17 protein-coding genes are annotated in these 22,941 nt (G+C 65.8%); 10 read left to right on the top strand and 7 right to left on the bottom strand.

All coding sequences use genetic code 11. The annotated features are described in order from the left end of the window. The first annotated feature begins 47 nt into the window (after positions 1-47). Both RFM41_RS01245 and RFM41_RS01240 read left to right on the top strand, forming a co-directional pair. Complete coding sequence (locus RFM41_RS01245) at positions 48-2,366, top strand: Tex family protein (RefSeq protein WP_320245714.1); 2,319 nt, start codon at positions 48-50, stop codon at positions 2,364-2,366. Positions 2,367-2,428: 62 nt separating this feature from the next. Beyond that, positions 2,429-2,623 (top strand): hypothetical protein, encoded by a 195-nt coding sequence (locus RFM41_RS01240; RefSeq protein WP_320245713.1) that lies wholly within the window; start codon positions 2,429-2,431, stop codon positions 2,621-2,623. Here RFM41_RS01240 and RFM41_RS01235 read toward each other — a convergent pair whose 3' ends face one another. Further along, positions 2,624-3,535, bottom strand: a complete 912-nt coding sequence (locus RFM41_RS01235) for a LysR family transcriptional regulator (RefSeq protein WP_320245712.1) — start codon at positions 3,533-3,535, stop codon at positions 2,624-2,626. It abuts the gene before it with no gap. A 105-nt stretch (positions 3,536-3,640) separates the two neighbouring features. Here RFM41_RS01235 and RFM41_RS01230 point away from each other — a divergent pair, with 105 nt between their 5' ends. The 8 genes from RFM41_RS01230 (at position 3,641) to amaB (ending at position 16,671) form a co-directional block, all read left to right on the top strand. Then, on the top strand, positions 3,641-4,831 hold the full coding sequence (locus tag RFM41_RS01230) for an acyl-CoA dehydrogenase (protein WP_320245711.1): 1,191 nt from the start codon (positions 3,641-3,643) through the stop codon (positions 4,829-4,831). A 93-nt stretch (positions 4,832-4,924) separates the two neighbouring features. Then, positions 4,925-8,275 (top strand): transglutaminase family protein, encoded by a 3,351-nt coding sequence (locus tag RFM41_RS01225; RefSeq protein ID WP_320245710.1) that lies wholly within the window; start codon positions 4,925-4,927, stop codon positions 8,273-8,275. Between the two features lie 6 nt (positions 8,276-8,281). Beyond that, positions 8,282-10,693 carry a circularly permuted type 2 ATP-grasp protein gene (locus RFM41_RS01220; protein WP_320245709.1) on the top strand — a complete coding sequence of 804 codons (2,412 nt, stop codon included), beginning with the start codon at positions 8,282-8,284 and terminating at the stop codon, positions 10,691-10,693. After that, a complete protein-coding gene (locus tag RFM41_RS01215) occupies positions 10,694-11,578 on the top strand; it encodes a transglutaminase family protein (RefSeq protein ID WP_320245708.1) in 885 nt (294 codons plus the stop codon). Positions 11,579-11,866: 288 nt separating this feature from the next. After that, complete coding sequence (locus RFM41_RS01210; protein ID WP_320245707.1) at positions 11,867-12,958, top strand: DNA topoisomerase IB; 1,092 nt, start codon at positions 11,867-11,869, stop codon at positions 12,956-12,958. Positions 12,959-13,192: 234 nt separating this feature from the next. Next, positions 13,193-13,567: a YciI family protein gene (locus RFM41_RS01205; RefSeq protein WP_320245706.1), complete on the top strand. Its 375-nt coding sequence runs from the start codon at positions 13,193-13,195 to the stop codon at positions 13,565-13,567. Beyond that, complete coding sequence (locus tag RFM41_RS01200) at positions 13,564-14,838, top strand: RNA polymerase sigma factor (RefSeq protein ID WP_320245705.1); 1,275 nt, start codon at positions 13,564-13,566, stop codon at positions 14,836-14,838. The genes RFM41_RS01205 and RFM41_RS01200 overlap by 4 nt, the downstream gene beginning before the upstream one ends. Positions 14,839-15,156: 318 nt before the next feature. After that, the gene (amaB, locus tag RFM41_RS01195; RefSeq protein WP_320245704.1) at positions 15,157-16,671 is read left to right on the top strand and encodes an L-piperidine-6-carboxylate dehydrogenase; all 1,515 of its coding nucleotides are present in this window, start codon (positions 15,157-15,159) and stop codon (positions 16,669-16,671) included. 50 nt (positions 16,672-16,721) lie between these two features. Here amaB and RFM41_RS01190 read toward each other — a convergent pair whose 3' ends face one another. The 6 genes from RFM41_RS01190 to RFM41_RS01165 all read right to left on the bottom strand — a co-directional run bounded on the left by RFM41_RS01190 (position 16,722) and on the right by RFM41_RS01165 (position 22,797). After that, complete coding sequence (locus tag RFM41_RS01190) at positions 16,722-17,798, bottom strand: ABC transporter ATP-binding protein (protein ID WP_320245703.1); 1,077 nt, start codon at positions 17,796-17,798, stop codon at positions 16,722-16,724. Next, positions 17,785-18,723 carry a PfkB family carbohydrate kinase gene (locus tag RFM41_RS01185; RefSeq protein ID WP_320245702.1) on the bottom strand — a complete coding sequence of 313 codons (939 nt, stop codon included), beginning with the start codon at positions 18,721-18,723 and terminating at the stop codon, positions 17,785-17,787. The genes RFM41_RS01190 and RFM41_RS01185 overlap by 14 nt, the downstream gene beginning before the upstream one ends. After that, entirely contained in the window at positions 18,723-19,739 is a 1,017-nt protein-coding gene (locus tag RFM41_RS01180) for an SIS domain-containing protein (protein ID WP_320245701.1), read from the bottom strand. Before RFM41_RS01180 ends, RFM41_RS01185 begins: the two co-directional genes overlap by 1 nt. A gap of 2 nt (positions 19,740-19,741) precedes the next feature. Further along, positions 19,742-20,587: a carbohydrate ABC transporter permease gene (locus RFM41_RS01175; RefSeq protein ID WP_320245700.1), complete on the bottom strand. Its 846-nt coding sequence runs from the start codon at positions 20,585-20,587 to the stop codon at positions 19,742-19,744. Then, on the bottom strand, positions 20,587-21,471 hold the full coding sequence (locus tag RFM41_RS01170) for a carbohydrate ABC transporter permease (protein ID WP_320245699.1): 885 nt from the start codon (positions 21,469-21,471) through the stop codon (positions 20,587-20,589). The genes RFM41_RS01175 and RFM41_RS01170 overlap by 1 nt, the downstream gene beginning before the upstream one ends. 87 nt (positions 21,472-21,558) lie before the next feature. Further along, positions 21,559-22,797 (bottom strand): extracellular solute-binding protein, encoded by a 1,239-nt coding sequence (locus RFM41_RS01165; protein ID WP_320245698.1) that lies wholly within the window; start codon positions 22,795-22,797, stop codon positions 21,559-21,561. Between the last annotated feature and the right edge of the window lie 144 nt (positions 22,798-22,941).

The raw sequence follows: 22,941 nt of genomic DNA, 5'->3' as shown, positions 1-22,941 counted from the left end.
GCCGGCATCCCGGCCTATGGTCGCCGCTCTTTTCTGCAGGGACCAGCATGGCATCGGACATCAAGCGCATCGCAGCAATCATCGCGGCCGAGATCAACGCGCGGCCGGAGCAGGCCGCGGCGGCAATCGGACTGCTCGACGAAGGCGCGACGGTTCCGTTCGTGGCGCGTTACCGCAAGGAAGTCACCGGCGGGCTCGACGACACACAGTTGCGCGACCTTTCCGAGCGTCTCGCCTATCTGCGCGAGCTCGATGCGCGGCGCGAGACGATCCTCGGTTCCATCCGCGAGCAGGGCAAGCTGACCGAGGAGCTCGAGGCGAAGATCGCCGCCTCGGGCACCAAGGCCGAGCTCGAGGATATCTATCTCCCCTACAAGCCGAAGCGGCGCACCAAGGCCGAGATCGCCAAGGAGCGTGGGCTCGGACCTCTGGCAGAGGCAATCTTGGCCGACCGCTCGGCGGTGCCGGCCGAGCTCGCGCTCGCCTATGTCACGGAAGAGGTGGCCGATGCCAAGGCGGCGCTCGAGGGCGCTCGCGACATCCTGTCGGAGCAGTTCGCCGAGAATGCCGATCTGGTTGGAAAGCTGCGCGCCTATATGAAGGAACGCGCCTTCCTGCGTGCCAGGGTCGTCGACGGCAAGCAGGAAGCGGGCGCCAAGTTCTCCGACTATTTCGACCATGTCGAGCGCTGGGCCGGCGTGCCCAGCCACCGTGCCTTGGCCATGCTGCGCGGCCGCAACGAAGAGGTGCTGTCGCTGGATATCGAGGTCGATGCGGACGATACCTCGCCGGTGAAGCCGGTGGAGCGCATGATCGCCAATGCCTATGCGATCGGCGGCAGCCTTCCCGGCGACAGATGGCTGATGGAGGTGGCCGGCTGGACCTGGCGGATAAAGCTGTCGCTGCATCTGACGCTCGACCTGATGCGCGACCTGCGCGAGCGGGCCGAGGAAGAGGCGATTCATGTCTTTGCCCGCAACCTCAAGGACCTGCTGTTGGCCGCGCCTGCCGGCTCGCGGCCGACGATGGGGCTCGACCCGGGTATCCGCACCGGCGTCAAGGTGGCGGTGGTCGACGGCACCGGCAAGCTGGTCGCGACGACGACCGTCTATCCGTTTCCGCCCAGGAACGACGTGCGCGGCACGCAGGCCGAACTCGCAGCACTCATCCGCCAGCATAAGGTGGAGCTGATCTCGATCGGCAACGGCACCGGCAGCCGCGAGACCGAGAAGCTGGTGGCCGACATGCTGTCGGACCTGCCCGCAGGCGCAGGGCCGAAGCCGCTCAAGGTGATCGTCAGCGAAGCGGGCGCTTCCGTGTATTCCGCTTCGGCCACGGCGGCCGCTGAATTCCCGGGCTTGGACGTTTCGCTGCGCGGCGCGGTGTCGATCGCGCGGCGCCTGCAGGATCCGCTCGCCGAGCTGGTCAAGATCGAGCCGAAGTCGATCGGCGTCGGCCAGTACCAGCACGATGTCGACCAATACCGGCTTGGCCGTTCCCTGGAAGCGGTGGTTGAGGATGCGGTGAACGCGGTCGGTGTCGACCTCAACACGGCCTCGGCGCCGCTTTTGGCGCGCGTGTCGGGGTTGGGGCAGTCGCTCGCCGAGGCGATCGTCGCGCATCGCGATACGGTCGGGCCGTTTGCCAACCGTAAGGACCTGCTCAAGGTGGCGCGGCTCGGGCCGCGCGCATTCGAGCAAAGCGCCGGCTTTCTGCGCATCCCGAACGGCGCCGAGCCGCTCGATGCATCATCGGTGCATCCGGAAGCCTATGGCGTGGCGAAGAAGATCGTCGCCGCTTGCGGCCGTGACGTGCGCGCGCTCATGGGCGACAGCGCAGCGCTCAAGGCGCTCGACCCCCGCGTCTTCGTCGACGAGCGTTTCGGCCTGCCGACGGTGCGGGACATCATCGCCGAGCTGGAGAAGCCCGGACGCGACCCGCGCCCCGGCTTCAAGACGGCGACCTTTGCGGAGGGCGTCGACGACATCAAGGACCTGAAGCCAGGCATGCTGCTCGAAGGCACCGTCACCAATGTAGCCGCCTTCGGCGCCTTCGTCGACATCGGCGTGCACCAGGACGGGCTGGTGCATGTATCGCAACTGGCCGACCGTTTCATCAAGGACGCGCATGAGGTGGTGAAGGCCGGCGACGTGGTGAAGGTGCGCGTCGTCGATGTCGACATCAAGCGCAAGCGCATCGGGCTTTCGATGCGCAAGGACGGCGGCGAGGGTGGAGCGCCTCGCGGTGGTCCGCGCGATCACGGCGACAAGCCTGCGCCACGCTCGCCGGCGCCGCAGCGTCAGCCGGGAAAGCCTTCGCAGGGTGCGTTCGGCGCGGCACTCGCCGAAGCGATGAAGCGGAAGTAGCCCCGACTGGTTCCTTGCAATCGGTAGAGCGTTATCAACCGTGTCTAGAGAGGGCGCGCGATATGGCAAGTTCCGAGGAAGTGAGCGTCCACGAGTTGGGGCGTCTTTGGGACGAGGGCATGGCAAGTGGCAGTTCGTTCGATGGAAATCAGGCTTTCGCCCGGATCAAAAGTAAGCTCGATGCGAAAGTTGTCGAAACGCGGGTCGCAATGACGCGACGCTTACAGCCGGAAGCCGAGGCGATGAAGCGCAAGTAGCTACCACGCCAGGACGGCCGGCTCCTTGCCGATCTGGCCCAGCAGCCAGTCGCGAAAACTGGCGACCGGCGGGTGGCCGCGCTTATCGTGCGGGACGACCAGATAATAGGCGCTGCGGCTTTGCATGGGCGTGCCCGGCGCCGGCACCAATTGGCGGCGCTGCAATTCGCCGGCGATCAGGATTTCCGGCAGCAGCGCCACGCCGAGCCCCGCCATGCAGGCCTGGGCGACCGTGCCGAACTGCTCGAACTGCATGCCTGGACCGGTCGGCGCCTCCAACCCCAGATGCTCGAACCATTCGCTCCAGGCGCCGGGGCGGGTTGCCATGTGCAGCAGCGGCAGGCGGCTGATATCGGCGGGCGTGGCGATAGCGCGGGTTGCGAGGAATTCGAGCGACACCACCGGCATCACGGTCTCGCGCATCAGAAGCGTGCAGTCGGCGTCCGGCCAGTCGGGCATGCCGTGATGGATTGCTGCGTCCAGCCTCTCGCGGGCGAAGTCGAACCGCCCGATGCGGGTAGCGAAGTTGATGGTGATATCGGGATGGCGGGCGACGAAATCCGGGATCAGCGGCATCAACCAGCGTGTGCCGAAGGTCGGCAGGATGGCAAGGTTGAGAACACCGCTATGCCGATTGCTCATCAATCCGAGTGCTGCGTCGCGTAGTTGGCCGAGCGCCGAGCGCACCGCTTCGGCGTAGATCTCACCGGCGCTCGACAGCCGTACATTGCGGCTGTCGCGTTCGAACAGCCGACGTCCAAACTGCTCCTCAAGAAGGCCGATCTGCCGGCTGATGGCGCCTTGCGTCAGGTCGAGTTCGCGGGCGGCCGCGGTGAAGGAGCCTAGGCGCGCCACCGCCTCGAAGGCGGCGAGCGCGGCGGTGTTCGGCAAAAGGCGACGCTGGACGTTCATGATCCATTACTAACGCTCATTGATCCGTGATGCAATTTTGTTTGATTTTTCGCTGGCGCAGGCGGATAAGCCGGGCAATCCAAGATTTTTACCGGGAGCGAGGCCATGGCAGCCGAGAAGAACGCCTTCGTCTGGAACGATCCTTTCCTCATCGAGGACCAGCTTTCCGAGGACGAGCGCATGGTGCGTGACGGCGCGGCGGCCTTCGCCGCCGACAAGCTGGCGCCGCGTATCGAGGAGGCCTATGCCGACGAGAAAACCGACCCATCGATCTTCCGCGAGATGGGCGAGGCGGGCCTGCTCGGCATCACCATTCCGGAGGAATATGGCGGGCTTGGCGCCGGATACGTGACCTATGGCCTGGTCGCGCGGGAAGTCGAGCGTATCGATTCCGGCTATCGCTCGATGATGAGCGTGCAGTCGTCGCTGGTCATGTATCCGATCCATGCCTATGGCTCGGAGGCGCAGCGCAAGAAATACCTGCCGAAGCTGGCGTCGGGCGAATGGATCGGCTGCTTCGGCCTGACCGAGCCGGACGCGGGTTCCGACCCGGGCGGCATGAAGACGCGCGCCGAGAAGACGGCGAATGGCTACAAGCTCTCCGGCTCCAAGATGTGGATTTCGAACGCGCCGATCGCCGACGTCTTCGTCGTCTGGGCGAAGTCGGCCGCGCATGACAACCAGATCCGCGGCTTCGTGCTGGAAAAGGGCATGAAAGGGCTGTCGGCGCCGAAGATCGGCGGCAAGCTCTCGCTGCGCGCGTCGATCACCGGCGAGGTGGTGATGGAAGGCGTCGAGGTCGGCGAGGACGCGCTGTTGCCCAATGTCTCGGGCCTGAAAGGTCCGTTCGGCTGCCTCAACCGCGCGCGCTACGGCATCTCCTGGGGCGCCATGGGCGCGGCCGAGGATTGCTGGCACCGGGCGCGGCAGTATGGTCTCGACAGAAAGCAGTTCGGAAAGCCGCTCGCCAGCACGCAGCTGTTCCAGAAGAAGCTCGCCGACATGCAGACCGAGATCGCGCTCGGCCTGCAGGGTAGCTTGCGCGTCGGCCGGCTGATGGACGAAGGCAAGATGGCGCCGGAAATGATCTCCATCCTCAAACGCAACAATTGCGGCAAGGCGCTCGACATCGCCCGCCAGGCCCGCGACATGCATGGCGGCAACGGCATCCAGATCGGCTACCACGTGATGCGCCACGCGCAGAACCTGGAGACGGTCAACACCTATGAGGGCACGCATGACGTGCACGCGCTCATCCTCGGGCGTGCTCAGACGGGTATCCAGGCCTTTTTCTGAGCCGGCAACGCTGGGTGCGCCGCAACATCCGCTTGGAGAATGGCTGTCAGATGTGTCAGGGTCTGGCGATAAAACGCCATTCTCCGGGGCACCATGGCAATTCTGGCAGCCGTCCATCACCTGACCCATTACAAATATGACCGGCCGGTGGCGCTTGGTCCCCAGGTGATCAGGCTGCAGCCGGCGCCGCATTCGCGCACCAAGGTGCTCAGCCACTCGCTGAAGGTCGAGCCGGCAAACCACTTCGTCAACCTGCAGCAGGACCCCTACGGCAACTTCCTCGCCCGCTTCGTCTTTCCGGAGCCGGTGAGCGAACTGAAGATCGAGGTCGACCTCGTCGCCGACATGACGGTCTACAATCCATTCGACTTCTTCGTCGAGGAAAGCGCCGAGAATTTTCCATTCGATTATCCTGAGGAGATCAGGGAAGACCTCGCCATCTACCGGAAACCGGAGCCGGCGGGGCCACTGTTGTCCAATTTCCTCGAAAGCGTCGACCGAAGCCCGGCAAACACTGTCAATTTCCTGGTCGGCCTCAATGCAAGGCTGCAGCGCGAGATCGCCTATATCGTGCGCATGGAGACCGGCGTCTATTCGCCGGAAGAGACGCTTGCCGCCGGCAAAGGCTCGTGCCGGGATTCCAGCTGGCTCCTGGTGCAGATCCTGCGCAATCTGGGCATCGCCGCGCGCTTCGTCTCCGGCTATCTGATCCAGCTGAAGCCGGATCTCGTCTCGCTCGACGGACCGCCCGGAACCGCCGTCGACTTCACCGACCTGCACGCCTGGTGCGAGGTCTATATTCCAGGCGCCGGCTGGATCGGTTTCGATCCGACCTCCGGCCTGCTCACCGGTGAAAGCCATGTGCCGCTGGCGGCGACGCCGCATTTCCGCAACGCCGCGCCGATCTCCGGCATGGCCAGCTTCGCCAATGTGGATTTCGGCTTCGACATGCGGGTCGACCGCATTGCCGAGCATCCGCGCATCACCAAGCCGTTCTCCGACGAAAGCTGGGAGGCGCTTGATCAACTGGGCGAAAAGGTCGACGCGGCGCTGAAAGACGGCGACGTGCGGCTTACCATGGGCGGCGAGCCGACCTTCGTGTCGATCGACGATTTCGAGTCCGCCGAATGGAACACGGCGGCCGTCGGTCCGACCAAGCGCGACAAGGCCGACCAGCTCATCCGCCGGCTGCGCGAGCGCTTCGCGCCGGGCGGGTTCCTGCATTACGGCCAGGGCAAGTGGTATCCGGGCGAAAGCCTGCCGCGCTGGACCTTCTCGCTCTACTGGCGCACGGACGGCGAGCCTGTGTGGCGCGACCCGTCGCTGATCGCGCGCGAGAACGGGAGCGCCGCGGTCGGACCCGAACAGGCCGAAAGCCTGCTCAAGGCGATCGCCGGCGAGCTCGGCATCGACAAGGCGATGGTCAGCGAGGCCTATGAGGATCCGGGCGAGTGGCTGCTCAAGGAAGGCAAGCTGCCCGACAATGTCGATCCCTCCAATTCGAAGCTGGAAGACCCGGAAGAGCGCAGCCGCATGGCCCGCGTCTTCGAGCGCGGGCTGACCAAGCCGTCCGGCTATGTGCTGCCGGTGCAGCGCTGGAACAGCCAGGCCACCGAGCAGCGCTGGCGCTCGGAGAAATGGAAGACGCGGCGGGGCCGGCTGTTCCTTGTGCCCGGCGATTCCCCGGTCGGCTACCGCCTGCCGCTCGGCGCGCTGCCTTACGTGCCGCCGGCGCAATTTCCTTATATCGTGCCGGTCGATCCATCCGTGCCGCGCGGCGCGCTGCCGGCGCGCGACGCGATCCTGCCGGAAGCTCCGGCCGGCGGCGCCGACGAAATGGCGCGGCAGCAGGCCGAGGCTTCGTTTACCGCCGCTGCGGCGCAGCAGGACCGCGTCGAGCAGCGACTGACGGAGATCGGCGGCGCGGTGCGCACCGCGCTTACTGTCGAGCCGCGCGACGGCCGGCTCTGCGTGTTCATGCCGCCGGTCGAAGCGCTGGAGGACTATCTCGAACTGGTGGCGGCGGCAGAGAACGCGGCGAAGGCGGTTCGACTGCCGGTGCATATCGAGGGTTATGCTCCGCCGCACGACCCGCGCCTCAACGTCATCCGCGTCGCGCCGGACCCCGGCGTCATCGAGGTGAACATCCACCCGGCCGCCAACTGGCGGGAATGCGTCGCGACAACCACGGCCATTTACGAGGAAGCCAGGCAATCGCGGCTCGGCACCGACAAGTTCATGATCGACGGCCGCCACACCGGTACCGGTGGCGGCAACCATGTCGTGGTCGGCGGCGGCACGCCCAATGACAGCCCGTTCCTGCGCCGGCCGGATCTTCTGAAGAGCCTTGTGCTGCAATGGCAGCGGCATCCGTCACTGTCATACCTGTTTTCGGGCCTGTTCATCGGCCCGACCAGTCAGGCGCCACGCATCGATGAAGCGCGGCACGATTCCCTTTACGAGATGGAGATCGCGCTGGCGCAGGTGCCGCATCCGGACAAGGGCACAGCACCTTTGCCCTGGCTGGTCGACCGGCTGTTCCGCAATCTGTTGACCGACGTGACCGGCAACACGCACCGTTCGGAAATCTGCATCGACAAATTGTTCTCGCCGGATGGGCCGACCGGCCGCCTCGGCCTGGTCGAGTTCCGCGGTTTCGAGATGCCGCCCAATGCCCGCATGTCGCTCGCGCAGCAGCTTCTGGTCCGCGCGATCATCGCGCGGGCCTGGAAGAACCCGCTGGACGGCCGTTTCGCGCGCTGGGGCACGTCGCTGCATGACCGTTTCATGCTGCCGCATTATGTCTGGGCCGATTTCCTCGATGTGCTGGAGGATTTGAAGCAGAACGGCTTCGACTTCCGCCCCGAATGGTTCGCGGCCCAGCTCGAATACCGTTTTCCCTTCTGCGGCGAGGTGCGGCATGCCGGCGTGAAGCTGGAGCTTCGGCAGGCCCTGGAGCCCTGGCATGTGATGGGCGAGCAGGGCGCGATCGGCGGCACGGTCCGGTTCGTCGACTCCTCGGTCGAGCGGCTGCAGGTGCGGACCGAAGGCCTCAATCCGGAACGCCACGCCATCGTCTGCAACGGCCGCATCGTGCCGATGAAGGTCACCGACACCAGAGAGGTCGCGGTGGCGGGCGTGCGCTTCAAGGCCTGGCAACCGGCGTCGGGCCTGCATCCGGCCCTGCCGGTCAACACGCCCCTGGTCTTCGACATTTATGACCGCTGGTCGGGCCGCTCGGTCGGCGGCTGCGTCTACCATGTCGCGCATCCCGGCGGTCGCAATTACGACACCTTCCCGGTCAACGGCAACGAGGCGGAAGCGCGGCGGCTAGCCCGGTTCGAGCCGCGCGGCCACACGCCGGGCGGCTATGTGTTGCGTGACGAAGAAGCCTCTGAAGAGTTCCCCATGACCCTTGACCTCAGGCGGCCGGCGAGATTCTGATCAACAATGGCCAAGGGGAATCAGAGACGGGCGGGCGGCAGGCCGCGGGCGCAGAGCCTGCTGGAACGCTACCGGCCGATCGAAGGCGTCGCCGACGAGATGGTCGACGCGTCGGGCAGTCCGCGCCCCGCCTGGCGCTTCTTCATCGACGCGCTCGACGATCTGGGGGCGGAGCGGCTTGGGCAGCGGTTTGCCCGCGCCGACCAGTATCTGCGCGACGCCGGCGTCTATTACCGCGTCTACGAACAGGCAGGGGCCAATGAGCGGGAATGGCCGCTCGCGCATGTCCCGCTGCTGATCGACGAGAAGGAATGGGCCGAGATCAGCGCCGGGCTCGTCCAGCGTGCCGACCTGTTCGAGGCGATCCTGGCCGACATCTACGGGCCGAACCGGCTGGTCGGGAAGGGGATCCTGCCTGCCGGGCTGATCGCGGCGAGTCCCGAATATCTGCGCCCCATTGCCGGCGTCCGGCCGGCCAGCGGGCATTTCCTGCATATGGTCGCCTTCGAGCTCGGCCGCGGTCCGGACGGGCGCTGGTGGGTGCTGGGCGATCGCGCGCAGGCGCCGTCCGGCGCCGGCTTCGCGCTGGAGAACCGCGTCGCCACCACGCGCGCGCTGTCGGACATCTATGGCGAGATGCATGTGCATCGGCTCGCCGGCTTTTTCCGCCGCTTCCGCGATGCCTTGAACGGCATGGCCAAGGAGTCGGGCGGCCGCGTCGCCATCCTGACGCCGGGACCGCTCAACGAAACCTATTACGAGCACGCCTATATCGCCCGCTATCTCGGCATCATGCTGCTAGAGGGCGAGGATCTGACCGTTTCCGGCGGCGGGCTGATGGTGCGCACGGTTTCGGGCCTGCTGCCGATCGGCGTCCTGTGGCGACGGCTCGACGCCGTCTTCGCCGATCCGCTGGAGCTCAGGCCAGACTCGCAGATCGGCACGCCGGGCTTGGTCGAGGCAATAAGGCGCGGCTCCGTTTCGGCGGTCAACGCGCTTGGCTCAGGCCTGATGGAGACGCGTGCCTTGCTGTCGTTCCTGCCCAGGACCGCTCGGGAGCTACAAGGTGACGATCTCAAGCTGCCGAGCATCGCCACCTGGTGGTGCGGGCAGGAGGCCGAGCGCGCCCATGTGCTTGCCAATATCGACCGCATGGTGGTCGGCCCGGCCCTGTCGACCCGGCTTGCCTTCGAGGACGATGGCGTGACCCGGCTGGGATCGTCCCTTTCGGCCGGCGAGCGGGCCGAGCTCGTGGCGCGGATCGAGGCCGACGGCGCCGGTTTCGTCGGCCAGGAAGCGGTGACGCTGTCGACCACGCCTGTGTTCGTCGGCGGTGGGCTGGAGCCTCGGCCCGCCAGTCTGCGGGTCTATCTGGCGCGAACGCCGGAAGGCTGGACGGTGATGCCCGGCGGCTTCGCCCGCGTGGGCTTCTCGCTCGACCCGACAGCGATCGCCATGCAACGCGGCGGGCAGGCGGCGGATGTCTGGGTGGTCAGCGATAGGCCGGTCGAGCGCGAGACATTGCTGCCGCAGGAGCATGATGGCTTCACCCGCACCATGCCGGGCAGCCTGCCCAGCCGCGCCGCGGAGAACCTCACCTGGCTCGGACGCTATATCGAGCGCTCGGAAGACACGGTGCGCGTGTTGCGCGCCTATCACGTGCGGCTTGCCGAGACCTCCGATCCGGACATGCCGCTGCTCGCCGATATCAAGGACTATCTCGAGCCGTTCGGCATCGAGGTCGAAACGGCTATACCTCTAGGCTTGATCGCCACTTTGGACAGCGCGGTCTACAGCGCCGGCCAGATCCGCGACCGCTTCTCGCCGGACGGCTGGCTGGCGCTGAAGGATCTCGCAAAGACCATCCACAAATTCGCCGACACGGTGGCGCCCGGAGACGATGCGACGCGGGCGATGACGGTGATGCTGCGCAAGCTCGCCGGCTTTTCCGGCCTGCTGCACGAGAACATGTACCGCTTCGCCGGATGGCGCTTCCTGGAGATCGGCCGCAGGCTGGAACGCGGCATCCAGATCGCCCGCACGCTCAGCCGGCTGACAGGAAACGGTGCGCCGGAAGGGGCGCTCGACATGATGCTGGAGATCGGCGACAGCGTCATGACCCACCGCCGCCAGTATCCGGTGCAGGCGGGGCGGCGCACGGTGATCGACCTGCTCGCGCTCGATCCGCTCAATCCGCGCTCGATCCTGTTCCAGCTCGAGCGGCTGAAGGCCGAGATCGGCATGCTGCCTTCGATCGGCGGCGAGGGGCATATGTCGCCCGCCGCCAAGGAAATCCTGCAACTCAATACGGCAATCGCCGTGATGGAGCCGTCGGATATGAGCGCCAAGGTGCTCGACGACCTCGCCGGCCAGATAGGCGACCTCTACAACAGCCTTGCCAAGGCTTATTTCGGTTAGATGCTCTACGACATCAAACTCCATCTGCATTACGACTACGCTGCGGCCGCCGGCGGCGGCCGGCACCAGGTGCGCGTCATGCCGCAGACGATCGCCGGCGTGCAGCGCGTGATCGCCGCTTCGCTGTCCTTCCAGCCGTCGCCGGCCGAGCGTGCCGATTTTTCAGATTTCTTCGGCAACAACGTCACCTCGATCGCCTTTCGCGACGCGCATGAGACGCTCGACATCCGCATGAGCGCGCGCGTTTCGGTCTCGCGGCCCGAGCCGGGTCTCGATGTCTCGCCCGATATAAACGGGCTGAGGTCGGAGCTCGATCTGGTGCGGTCGCTGTCGCCGTTCGCGCCGCATCATTTCCTCGCTGCCAGCGATCATGTTGGCATCGACCCGGCGATCACGGCCTATGCGCGGGAGAGCTTGGCGTCCTCGGCCCTGGCCACGGCGTCCGACCTCTGCAACCGCATCCATCGCGATTTCACCTATGACGGCAAGGCTACGACCGTGCAGACGCGGGCGAGCGACGCATTCGCCCTGAAACGCGGGGTCTGCCAGGATTTCTCGCATATCATGATCGCCGGCCTGCGTGGGCTTGGCATTCCGGCCGGCTATGTCAGCGGCTTCCTGCGCACGATCCCGCCCAAGGGCAAGCCGAGGCTCGAAGGCGCGGATGCCATGCATGCCTGGGTCAAGGCCTGGTGCGGGCGCGATGCCGGCTGGCAGGAATTCGACCCGACCAACGGCATGCGGGCGAGCAACGACCATATCACGGTGGGCTATGGCCGCGACTATTCCGACGTGGCGCCGATCGTCGGCGTGCTGAAGACGACCGGCGGCCAGGTCGGGGAGCAGGCGGTCGACGTCATTCCGGTCGCCGTCGAAAAGGTGTGATAGCAGACCGGTCGCCCGGAAACGCTTCTCAAGGACAGGTGCGCCCGGTATCTTGAGCACTGGGATCGGCTGCTTTCGAATCGCGTGGCAGCGCGGAGATGGATTTGGAAGCGGTAAGCGTCATCATTCCGGCTCATGATGCGGCCCGGACGATCGCCCGGACGCTCGCTTCGCTGGCGGGCGCCGATTGAGATGGCGGATCCGTCCGACAGCTGACGGGACTGAAAAGCTCGTTCGGAACCAGTGACCAGCGCGCGGCTTTATCTACGACAAATTCGCGGAGCCGGCATGTTGCAGCAGTCACAATCGTCCCCGGACCGTTCAACGCGGAACGAGGAAAGCGTGAGGAACGGCGCTCAAGATTCGGCCGAGCGCGCGTCGCTCAGCTATGTCAGCGACGCCGATCCCGGTGTCCGACGATTGAGAAAAGGCAAGGGGTTCTCCTATGTCGGGCCGAACGGGCGCACAGTCGGCGCCGAGACGCTTGCCCGCATCAAGGCGATCGTCATTCCGCCGGCCTGGACGGACGTGTGGATATCGTCCGATCCGGATGGCCATATCCAGGCTACCGGCCGGGATCAGCGCGGCCGAAAACAATACCGCTATCACCCGCAATGGACCGAGGAGCGCGACGACGTCAAATATTCAAGCCTCGTCGCCTTCGCCGAAAGCCTGCCTGCGCTCAGGCGGCAGATCGATGCCGACCTGCGCCGGCACGGGCTGCCTCTGGAGCGCGTCGTCGCCTCGGTGGTCTGGTTGCTCGACAACACCATGATCCGTATCGGCAACGCGGCCTATGCACGCGACAACAAGAGCTTCGGGCTGACCACGTTGCGCGACCGCCATGTCGAGATCACCGGATCCAGCCTGCGCTTCGCCTTCAAGGGCAAGTCGGGCAAGGAATGGAAGCTGAAGCTGGTCGATCGCCGCATCGCCAAGGCCGTGCGCGGCGCCCAGGATCTGCCCGGACAGAAGCTGTTCCAGTATCTCGACGAGGACGGCGACCGGCGGCCGGTGCGCTCGGAGGACGTCAACCGCTATATTCGCGAGGCATCCGGCGCCGAATTCAGCTCAAAGCATTTCCGCACCTGGGGCGGCACGATCCATGCGGCGTCGCTGTTTGCCGAGACCGAGCTGCCGGAAAGCAAGACGCAGCAAAAGCGGGTGATCAACAGTGTCGTCGACAAGGTCGCGAAGCGGTTGGGCAATACCCGGGCGGTCTGCCGCAGATGCTACATCCATCCGCTGGTGTTCGAGGCGTGGAGCAAAGGCTGCCTGCTCGACGAAATGGCGGAGGCCAACAAGCGCAAACGCCTGATATCGGGCCTGGACGAGGAAGAAACGCTGGTGCTCAGATGGCTGCAGGCGCACGACATCTGACAGGCGGTCGCGAAGACCGCCAAGTCCGTGATCCTTCGGGCGGTTCGCCGTTTCACAGAAACGGCGAACCGCCCTATCTCTTTGTTTTGACGCAATTCCGGACGGAAGGCTACGGCGAAGTCGCCGAGCCTAACCGCTCACACTTTTCCTGGAATTGCTATACGGAATTTTTTTATCGACCTCGTGTCGGGAAGGGTCCTAGTGTCGCGTCCTTTGATACGAAAAGGACGCACCATGCTCTACGCCATCCTCTGCTACGCCTCCGAAGACGTCGTCTGCTCCTGGAGCAAGGAACAGGACGACGAGGTCATGGCAAAGCTCCTCAACGTGCAGGACAAGTACGCCAAGGCCGGCCGGCTGGGGCCGGTGGCGCGCCTTTTGCCGACGACGGCGGCCACGACGCTGCGAAAGGTCAAGGGGGAGCCTGTGGTGCTCGATGGCCCATTCGCCGAGACCAAGGAACAATTCCTCGGCTTCTACACGCTCGAATGCAACGATCTCGACGAAGCCGTCGAATTCGCGCGCGAGCTCTCCGAGGTCAATCCCAGCGGCGGCTCCTACGAGATCCGGCCGGTTTCGGTCTTCAACCCCACAAAGGTCGCGGTATGACGGAGCTCGCCTGGATAAGCACCGCGATCAGCAACGCCCGTCCGCAGGCGATGGGCGCGCTGCTGCGCTACTTCCGCGATCTCGACGCCGCGGAAGAGGCTTTCCAGGACGCGTGCCTGAGGGCGCTCAAGAACTGGCCGAAGAACGGGCCGCCGCGCGATCCGGCGGCCTGGCTGATCTTCGTCGGCCGCAACAGCGGCATCGACGCCGTGCGCAAGCGCGCCAAGCAGGCGCCGATGCCGGAAGAGGACCAGGTGTCCGATATGGAGGACGCCGAGAGCGACATTGCCGAGCGGCTGGACGGCGCGCATTATCGCGACGACATCCTGCGGCTTCTGTTCATCTGCTGCCATCCGGACCTGCCGGCGACGCAGCAGATCGCGGTGGCGCTGCGCATCGTCTCCGGCCTGACCGTCAAGCAGATCGCGCGCGCCTTCCTGGTCGGCGAGAGCGCCATGGAACAGCGCATCACCCGCGCCAAGGCGCGCATTGCCGATGCCGGCGTGCCATTCGAGACGCCGGGCGCGGTCGAGCGCTCGGAACGGCTCGCCGCGGTCGCCGCCATGGTCTATCTGATCTTCAACGAAGGCTATTCGAGCAATGGCGGCGAGGCGCCGGCCCGCGCGCCGCTGTGCGAAGAGGCGATCCGCCTTGCCCGCCTGCTGCTGAGGCTTTTCCAGCAGGAACCGGAGATCATGGGGCTGACCGCGCTGCTTTTGCTGCAGCATGCGCGAGCGCCGGCGCGCTTCGACGACAATGGCGAGATCGTGTTGCTCGAGGATCAGGACCGCTCGCTCTGGAGCCGCAAGATGATCGACGAGGGCCTGGCATTGGTCGACAAGGCGCTGCGCCATCGCAAGCCCGGTCCCTATCAGGTGCAGGCGGCGATCGCGGCGCTGCATGCGCGGGCGGCGACGGCCGAGGAAACCGACTGGACCGAGATCGACCTGCTCTACGGCCTGCTGGAGCAGATGCAGCCTTCACCGGTGGTGACGCTGAACCGCGCCGTCGCGGTCAGCAAGGTGCGCGGCCCGGAAGCCGCGCTTGCCATGATCGAGCCGCTGGAAGAGCGACTGTCGGGCTATTTCCACTTCTTCGGGCTGAAGGGCGGGCTGCTCATGCAGCTTGGCCGCAACGAGGACGCGCGCGTCGCCTTCGACCGCGCCATCGCTTTGGCCAACACCGCGGCCGAGGCGGCGCATATCCGCATGCATATCGACCGGTTGATCAAGGAGAGCGCCGAGAAGTCGTCGATCCAGAAGGCGCGCTGATATTCAGGTGAGGCCGGCCTGCAAATGGCGGTCTCCTGCGCTTCCGGTGCTCGCGTACTTAAGTACGCTCCGCTCCGGTTCTCGGAAACCACCATTTTCGACTCGACCTGACCTGAATCTCAACACGCCTTCGTCTCGGCTTTCGCGGTCTGGCCCAATTTCGTGCTCCTGCCTTGGACCATGCCGGGGTGGCGGTTTTTCCCTGAAACGAGTAATGCCACGCCATCAAAGCGCCTTGGCGTGTCCGACGGCACGCCCAAGACATGGCGAATGGCTCCATTCCCGCCCTATGAGAGGCGGGACCTGAAAGGGACAAAAATGACGTTAGCGAAGGAAACGGCCTCACTTCTTGAGAAACTGGGCGTTGCCAAGGACGCGCTCGTCGGAGGCGACCTCATCGTGCGCAGCCCGGTGACGGGCGAGCAGATCGCGGCGTTGAAGTCGATCTCGGCCGCCGACGCCGGCAAGGCCATCGATGCCGCGCACAAGGCCTTCCAGGCCTGGCGGCTGGTGCCGGGCCCGAAGCGCGGTGAGCTGGTGCGCCTGCTCGGCGAGGAACTGCGCACGCATAAGGACGAGCTCGGCCGCCTGGTGTCGATCGAGGTCGGCAAGATCCCGTCCGAGGGGCTGGGCGAAGTCCAGGAGATGATCGACATCTGCGATTTCGCCGTCGGCCTTTCCCGGCAGCTCTATGGCCTCACCATCGCCACCGAGCGCCCCGGACACCGCATGATGGAGACCTGGCATCCGCTCGGCGTCGTCGGCGTCATCTCGGCCTTCAACTTCCCGGTCGCGGTGTGGTCGTGGAATTCCGCGCTTGCCTTCGTCTGCGGCGATGCCGTGGTCTGGAAGCCTTCGGAAAAGACGCCGCTGACGGCGCTTGCCTGCGAGGCGATCTTCAAGCGCGCCGCGAAGCGTTTCGGCGCCGACGCTCCGGCAGGCCTGCTGCAGGTGCTGATCGGCGACCGGGTCGCCGGCGAGGTGCTGGTGGACCATCCGAAGGTGCCGCTGGTCTCGGCCACCGGCTCGACGCGCATGGGCCGCGAGGTCGGTCCTCGGCTCGCCAAGCGCTTCGCCCGCGCCGTGCTGGAGCTCGGCGGCAACAATGCCGGCATCGTGACGCCCACCGCCGATCTCGACATGGCGCTGAGAGCCATCGCCTTTGGCGCCATGGGCACGGCCGGCCAGCGCTGCACGACGCTGCGGCGCCTGTTCGTGCATGACAGCGTCTATGACGCGCTGTTGCCGCGGCTGAAGAAGGCCTATGAGACCGTCTCGGTCGGCAATCCACTGGAAGGCAAGGCGCTGGTTGGTCCGCTGATCGACAAGGCGGCCTTCGACAACATGCAGAAGGCGCTGAAGGAAGCTGAGGCGCATGGCGGCAAGGTGACGGGCGGCGCGCGCGTCGAGAACGGCCATCCGGACGCCTATTATGTGCATCCGGCGCTGGTCGAGATGCCGAAGCAGGTGTCTCCCGTGACGGAAGAGACCTTCGCGCCGATCCTCTATGTGATGAGATACACCGATTTCGACGAGGCGCTGGAGCAGCACAATGCGGTCGGCGCCGGCCTGTCGTCGTCGATCTTCACGCGCGACCTGCAGGAATCGGAGCGGTTCCTGGGCGTCGACGGCTCGGATTGCGGCATCGCCAACGTCAATATCGGCACCTCGGGCGCCGAGATCGGCGGGGCGTTCGGCGGCGAGAAGGAGACCGGCGGCGGCCGCGAGAGCGGCTCGGATGCCTGGAAGGCCTATATGCGCCGCGCCACGAACACGGTGAACTTCTCCAAGGCGCTGCCGCTCGCGCAGGGCGTGTCGTTCGACATCGACTGAAACATGCGAGCGGTTCGGCTTGGAGAAGCCGAACCGCTCGATATTGCTCCTCAGAAAGCCTTGCCGGTTGCCGGATCGAACAGGCGAAGCGCGTCCGCGTCGAAGACAAAGGCGCAGGACTGGCCCTTGGCGAGCCGGGCTTGCGGCGGCAAGGTCGCGGTCAGCCGCTGGGTCCCGACCCGGGCGGTGGTGACCTGTTCTGGTCCCGTCAGTTCGACGACGTCGATCTCGACCGGCAGCAACAATTCGGCGGCGCCGTCCGGACCAAGGCGGAGCGCCTCGGGCCTGATCCCGGCGACAACCGAAGCTCCGTTGCGGGCCGCTCCCGCGTAACGCGCGGGCAGCGCCAGCCGCGCATTCGTGCCGGCGATCGCGAGCTTGCCGTCCTCGACCGTCGCTTCCAGCATGTTCATCGAAGGCGCGCCGACGAAGCCCGCGACATAGAGCGTCGCCGGCTGGTTGTAGATTTCTTCCGGCGTGCCCAACTGTTCGATGCGGCCATCCCGCATGACGGCGATGCGGGTCGCCAGCGTCATCGCCTCGATCTGGTCGTGGGTGACGTAGACGACCGTGGTGCGCAGCATCTCATGCAGGCGCTTCAATTCGGTGCGCATTTCCAGGCGCAGCTTGGCGTCGAGATTGGAGAGCGGCTCGTCGAACAGGAAGACCTGCGGCTTACGCACCAGCGCCCGGCCGATGGCGACGCGCTGGCGCTGGCCGCCGGACAATTGGCCGGGCTTGCGGTCGAGCAGGTTCTCGATCTGCAGGAGCTTCGCGGTCTCGCGCACCGCCCGGTCGCGCTCGGCGGCGGGAACCTTACGCATCTCCAGGCCGAAACCGATGTTGCGGCTGACGGTGAGGTTCGGATAGAGCGCGTAGGACTGGAAGACCATGGCGATGTCGCGGTTCTTTGGATGCACGCCAAGCACCGATCGGCCGCCGATCTTGACGTCGCCGCTGGTTGCTTCGGCGAGACCGGCGATGATGTTGAGCAAGGTGGACTTGCCGCAGCCCGAGGAGCCGAGCAGCACCAGGAACTCGCCGTTCTCAAGCGCGATGTCGATGCCTTTCAGCGTTTCGACGCTGCCGTAATTCTTGCGGACATCGCGGATCTCAAGCGCGCTCATGGGCGGCATCCTCGAATTGGATCGGCCCGCCATAGTCGCGGGGCAGGGTTGAGATGGCGCGCGAGGCCACCCGGATGGCGGCGGACAGGCACTTTTCCAGCGGTCGCCCCTGTGCCAGCGATGCCAGGAAAGCAGCGTTGAAGACATCGCCGGCGCCGATCGTGTCGACGACGGTGACGCGGGGCGCCGCCGCTTCGATGAGCCCGCCATCGGCGCCGATGGCGATCGCGCCGTCCGGTCCTCGCTTGACGACGACCGTCGCGCCGTCCCTCATGCCGTCACGGATCTTGCGCGCCGCTTCCGCCGGGCTTGCCAGGCCGGCCAGTGTGGTCGTCTCGACCTCGTTGAAGAGCGCCAGCTCGCAGCGCGACAGCCAGCCGCGCGCGGCGGCGCAGTTCGCTTCCGTCCAGCCGTCGATCGGCCAGCCCGTGTCGAGCGCGACGGCGATGCGGTTCGCCTCGGCCCAGTCGAAGAAAGCGTCGTAATCGCGCGCCAGGTCGTCGGTGAGGAAAGAGCCGCAGAGCAGCGCATAGCCGCCGGAAAGCCGACTGCCGTCCAGCACCGAAAGCACGTCGCCCAAGCCGAAGCGGGGCAGGTGGCCGCGCGTGGTGAAGAAGGTGCGCTCGCCGTCCGGGTGGGTCATGCCGACCGACAATGTCGTGCCTTCGGGACGAACCGGCCATTTCTGCGCCCGGTGTCCGAAGGCTTCGCGCAGCCAGCGCCCGAACTGGTCGTCGCCGAGATTGGCGGCGATGTCGAAATCGATGCCCAGCGCCTGCCAGGCAAGCGCCGTATTGCCGGCCTGGCCGCCGACCCGCAGGTCGTCATGGTCGACGACGGTCTCCGTGCCGGCCTTCGGCCAAGGTGCGACCGGCCCGACGATCAGGTCGACATTGACGTTGCCGATCACCGCGAGCGGCCGCATCACTCGCTCCTGGTGATCTTGGTGGTGCGCACCGGTGTTCCGGCATTCTCGACGCGGGAATCGGCGAAGGCGATCATCAGGCGCTGCGCCACCGGCAGCATGGCAAAGATCGCCCCCAGGCCCGTGGCGGGTTTGAAGGCGAGTGTCACGGCGCCCGCGACTGGCGGTTTGCCCGAAGCGTCGAAGACGATCAGAGGCGCGCCAGTCTCAATCACTGAAACGGCCATGGCGGTGACAAGCTCCGCGGTCGGGTCGTTGCCGCGGAAGAGCACGACGCCAATGCTTGGGCCCAGCATCTCCATCGGCCCGTGGCGCAGCTGGCCACCTTCGAGCGAGAAACAAGGCAGGCGCGACAGTTCGGTGAAGCCGAGCGCAAGGGCTTCAGCCACGCCTTGAAGCTTGCGGCCGGACGTGACGATGGTCGCGACCGTCCTCAGCGCCGCGAGCGCGGCATCGATCTCGACCATCTGAGGCGCCTTGAGCGCGGCAAGCGCGGCGGCGGGATCGTCGCCAAGCGCGGCCAGGATGGCGAGATGCAGGGCAAAGGTCACGGTCAGGCTGCGGGTCGCGGCAAAAGCAAGCTCGGTGCCACCGGCGCCGACGAGGCAAGGCACCCTGCGGCCGAGGAACGAGCCTTTCTCCAGCGTCAGGCCGAAGGTTTCCGCGCGATTACCCGTCTCGGCAAACCAGCGCAACACTTCGGCGCTTTCGCCGGACTGCGAGGTGACGAGCACCGTCCTGCCTTCAAGCGGCAGCGGCTGTCCAAGCTGTTCCGACAGCGGCAGAGCGATGGCATCGATGCCGTGCGCGCGATAGAGCGGCTCGACGGCGCGCGCGACGGCATGCGAGGCGCCCATGCCGAGCAGGACGAGCCGGCCGTTCTTCCTGATCGAGGCGGCCACCTCGGCGGCTGCCACTCGATTGCTCTCGAACGAGGCAAGCGCGTCCTCATGCTGGCGCGCCATCTCGCGGTCGATCGCGACGAGCCCTGCCGGGCGTTTCTTCTCTGCAGTCATGATTATCCTTTCACTCCGCCGCTGGTCAGTCCCGAGATCAGCGCGCGTTGCATGACGAGGCCGATCAGCACGGGCGGCAAGGCCGCGAGCACGCCGGCGGTGGCGATCAGTCCGTAATCGGAGACGCGGCCGCCGGCGAGATCGGCGATGGCGACCGTCAGCGTCTTTGCCCGCTGGTCCGAGGTGAAGAGCAGGGCGTAGAAGAACTCGTCCCAGGCAAGCAGCACGGCAAACAGCGCCGATGTCGCCACGACGGGCGCGGCCAGCGGCAAGGTGATGATGCGCCAGGTCTGCAACAGTCCCGCCCCGTCGATCATCGCCGCGGCCTCGATCTCGCGCGGGATGGAATCGAAGCCCGATTTCATCAGCCAGGTGGTGAAGGGCGCGAGGATGGTCAGATAGATCAGCGCCAGGCCGAAGACGTTGTTGAGCAGGCCGAGCCAGGACAGGCCCATGTAAAGCGGCACGGAGAGCGCCACCGGCGGCAGCATGTAGGTGGCGATCACCATGGACAGCGACCAGCCGACCGAAGGCGTGCGCGAAACGGCCCAGCCTGCGGGCACGGCGAGCAGGACCGCTGCGAGCGTCGCCATTCCGGCGACTTCCAGGCTGTTGCGCAGCGATGACGTGAAGGCGGCGCCGGCGCTGTTCTCGGCCCTCGACAGAAGCTGCGCGTAACGGGAGAAGTCGGCCGCCTGCGGCCACCAGCGCAGCGGCTTGGCGGCAAGATCGGCCGCCGGCGAGATGCTCATGACAAAGAGCCAGGCGAGCGGCGCCAGGATCACGGCGGCAAGCAGGATGGCGCAGACATAGACGAAGGCGGTGAAGACCGGGCTCTTGCGTTCCATCAGGCCGCGCTCCCGGCGGTCTTCTTGACCAGCGTCGCATAGGCGACGGCGAGCACTGTGACGAGCAGGGTGACGATCAACGCCAGCGAGGCGCCGGAGCCGGCGCGCTGGAAGGAGAAGGCTTCCTGGTAGACGAGGATCGACAGCGAGCGCGTGCTGTTGGCCGGGCCGCCGCGGGTCATCACCCAGATGATGTCGAAGACCTTGAAGGCCTCGATGGTGCGCAACACCAGCGCCACCATCAGCGGACCGGCGAGATAGGGCAGGATGACGAAACGAAAGCGGTTGAACGGTCCGGCGCCGTCGACAAGCGCCGCGGCATTGATATCGCGCGGCACGGCCTGCAGGGCGGCGAGCGCAATCAGCGCCACGAGAGGAAAATTCTTCCAGCAGTCGGCGACGATCAGCGCCGCGAGCGCCGTGCCGGGCTCACCCAGCCAGGAGCGATAGTCATCGATGAGATGGAGCTGCGTCAGCGCCGCGTTCAGCGCGCCATATTCGGGGTTGTAGATCAGCCGCCAGAGCGTCGCGTTGACGACGGTGGGGAGCGCCCAGGGCAGGATCATCAGCCCGCGCAACACCGCGCGGCCGCGGAATTCCTGGTTGAGCAGGAGGGCCGCAAGCACGCCGAGCACCATCTCGGCGCCGACGGAGATGACGGCGAACCAGGTGGTGGTGATCAAGGTGCGGGTGAAATTCGAGCTCGTCAGCATCTTGGTGTAGTTGTCGAAGCCGACGTAGTTGCCCGCCGTGCCGACCAGCTGGGCGTCGGTGAAGGAAAGCCTGACGGTATCGACCAATGGCCAGCCGATGACGGCGACCATGATCACCAGAAGCGGCAGCATCAACAGCCACGCGCGAGTCGTCATCCAGGTGCCTGACATCGGAGGCGCCTCTCTCCCTTCATCCGGTCAGAAATAGCAGGGGCGGCACTCTTGTTTGAGGCCGCCCGCCTGTCGGGAAACGCCAGATCAGAGGCCGCTGTTTTCGGCAGCGGTCTTGAGCGCGTCTTCCGGCGTCGTCTGGCCGAGCAGCGATTCCTGGATCGCCTGCTGCAGCGCCGTCGAGAGCTGCTGGTATTTCGGCGTGGTCGGGCGCGGATACATCGCGGCGAGACCAAGCTTGGCGGCGGCGATCAGCTCTTCCTGGCCCTTGGTGACGGCCGGATCGTCATAGGACGAAGCCCAGATCGGCAGCGAGAGCTTGGCATACTGGTTCTGCGTCGCCTGCGAGGTCATGAACTCGATGTATTTCCAGGCTTCGTCCTGGTGCTTCGACACCGCCGTGATGCCGAGGCCCATCGAGCCGTTGACGGCCGAGACCTCGCTGGTGCCGGCGACGCCCGGCGCCGGCACCACGCCGACCTTGCCGGCGACCTTGGAGTCCTTCGGATCGTTGGCCATGTTGTACATGTAGGTCCAATTCAGCGCGAAAGCGGCATCGCCGTTCTCGAACACCTTGCGGACGTCTTCCTCCAGGAATTCCTTGGAATTCGGATTGGTCAGGCCCGATTTGTAGCTGTCGACCATGTATTTCAGCGCCGAGAGGCCGCCGCCATTCTGGAAGTCGGGCTTGCCGTCCTTGAGGAAGTCGCCGCCATAGGCGCTGACCAGCGTGGTGTAGTCGCAGACGGCTGCTTCGGCCTGCGACCAGCTCCAGGCGATCGGCGTCTTCAAGAGGCCCTTGTCCTGGATGATCTTGGCCTGCTGGCCGAGCTCTTCCCAGGTCTTCGGCGGCGCCTTGATGCCGGCCTTTTCCAGGATTTCCTTGTTGTAGAACAGGTATTTGGTGTCGAGGATCCACGGCATGCCGTAATACTTGCCGTCATACTGGACGGTGGTCCAGGCGCCGGGCAGCACGCCCTTCTTCATGTCGTCGCTGATCTTCGAGGATACGTCCACCAGCACCTTGTTGGTCGCGTATTCGGCGGGCCAGATGACGTCGAACAGCACCACGTCATAGCCGCCGCCGGACCCCTGGGCGAGCACGGTCTTGTCGTGCAGACCTTCATAGGGGACGAATTCGAGGTTCACCTTGATGTCCGGATTGGCCTTGGTGAAGGCTTCCGTCATGGAGCGCACATCGGCCTCGCTATAGGCGGCCTGAGCCATGAAGAGCGCGTTCAAGGTGGTTTCGGCAAAGGCGTGAGGGACGAACAGTCCGCCGACGAACACCGCGCCCAGAAGTGTCTTACCGATCGATTTCAGCATTTGTCTTCTCCCATTTTCGACAGCTGCGAGTGGGCGGCGAGCCGCTTCCTCGAATTCGCATCGCGTATGACCGGATCCGTCCCCAACGGCGTGCGGCGGAGCCCGAAAGCCTTGCCGTCTTTTTGTCGAACCGCGCGGGCCTTA

The organism is Mesorhizobium vachelliae (genome assembly GCF_033977325.1).
Taxonomy (GTDB): domain Bacteria; phylum Pseudomonadota; class Alphaproteobacteria; order Rhizobiales; family Rhizobiaceae; genus Mesorhizobium; species Mesorhizobium vachelliae.
Note: the sequence above shows the minus strand (reverse complement) of the source record. Positions and strands in the feature narration are given on the sequence as shown.

Bases quoted from the DNA above. Each gene is read 5' to 3' on its own strand.
- RFM41_RS01245 (WP_320245714.1), top strand. From the start codon at position 48: ATGGCATCGGACATCAAGCGCATCGCAGCAATCATCGCGGCCGAGATC.
- RFM41_RS01240 (WP_320245713.1), top strand. From the start codon at position 2,429: ATGGCAAGTTCCGAGGAAGTGAGCGTCCACGAGTTGGGGCGTCTTTGG.
- RFM41_RS01235 (WP_320245712.1), bottom strand. From the start codon at position 3,535: ATGAACGTCCAGCGTCGCCTTTTGCCGAACACCGCCGCGCTCGCCGCC.
- RFM41_RS01230 (WP_320245711.1), top strand. From the start codon at position 3,641: ATGGCAGCCGAGAAGAACGCCTTCGTCTGGAACGATCCTTTCCTCATC.
- RFM41_RS01225 (WP_320245710.1), top strand. From the start codon at position 4,925: ATGGCAATTCTGGCAGCCGTCCATCACCTGACCCATTACAAATATGAC.
- RFM41_RS01220 (WP_320245709.1), top strand. From the start codon at position 8,282: ATGGCCAAGGGGAATCAGAGACGGGCGGGCGGCAGGCCGCGGGCGCAG.
- RFM41_RS01215 (WP_320245708.1), top strand. From the start codon at position 10,694: ATGCTCTACGACATCAAACTCCATCTGCATTACGACTACGCTGCGGCC.
- RFM41_RS01210 (WP_320245707.1), top strand. From the start codon at position 11,867: ATGTTGCAGCAGTCACAATCGTCCCCGGACCGTTCAACGCGGAACGAG.
- RFM41_RS01205 (WP_320245706.1), top strand. From the start codon at position 13,193: ATGCTCTACGCCATCCTCTGCTACGCCTCCGAAGACGTCGTCTGCTCC.
- RFM41_RS01200 (WP_320245705.1), top strand. From the start codon at position 13,564: ATGACGGAGCTCGCCTGGATAAGCACCGCGATCAGCAACGCCCGTCCG.
- amaB (WP_320245704.1), top strand. From the start codon at position 15,157: ATGACGTTAGCGAAGGAAACGGCCTCACTTCTTGAGAAACTGGGCGTT.
- RFM41_RS01190 (WP_320245703.1), bottom strand. From the start codon at position 17,798: ATGAGCGCGCTTGAGATCCGCGATGTCCGCAAGAATTACGGCAGCGTC.
- RFM41_RS01185 (WP_320245702.1), bottom strand. From the start codon at position 18,723: ATGCGGCCGCTCGCGGTGATCGGCAACGTCAATGTCGACCTGATCGTC.
- RFM41_RS01180 (WP_320245701.1), bottom strand. From the start codon at position 19,739: ATGACTGCAGAGAAGAAACGCCCGGCAGGGCTCGTCGCGATCGACCGC.
- RFM41_RS01175 (WP_320245700.1), bottom strand. From the start codon at position 20,587: ATGGAACGCAAGAGCCCGGTCTTCACCGCCTTCGTCTATGTCTGCGCC.
- RFM41_RS01170 (WP_320245699.1), bottom strand. From the start codon at position 21,471: ATGTCAGGCACCTGGATGACGACTCGCGCGTGGCTGTTGATGCTGCCG.
- RFM41_RS01165 (WP_320245698.1), bottom strand. From the start codon at position 22,797: ATGCTGAAATCGATCGGTAAGACACTTCTGGGCGCGGTGTTCGTCGGC.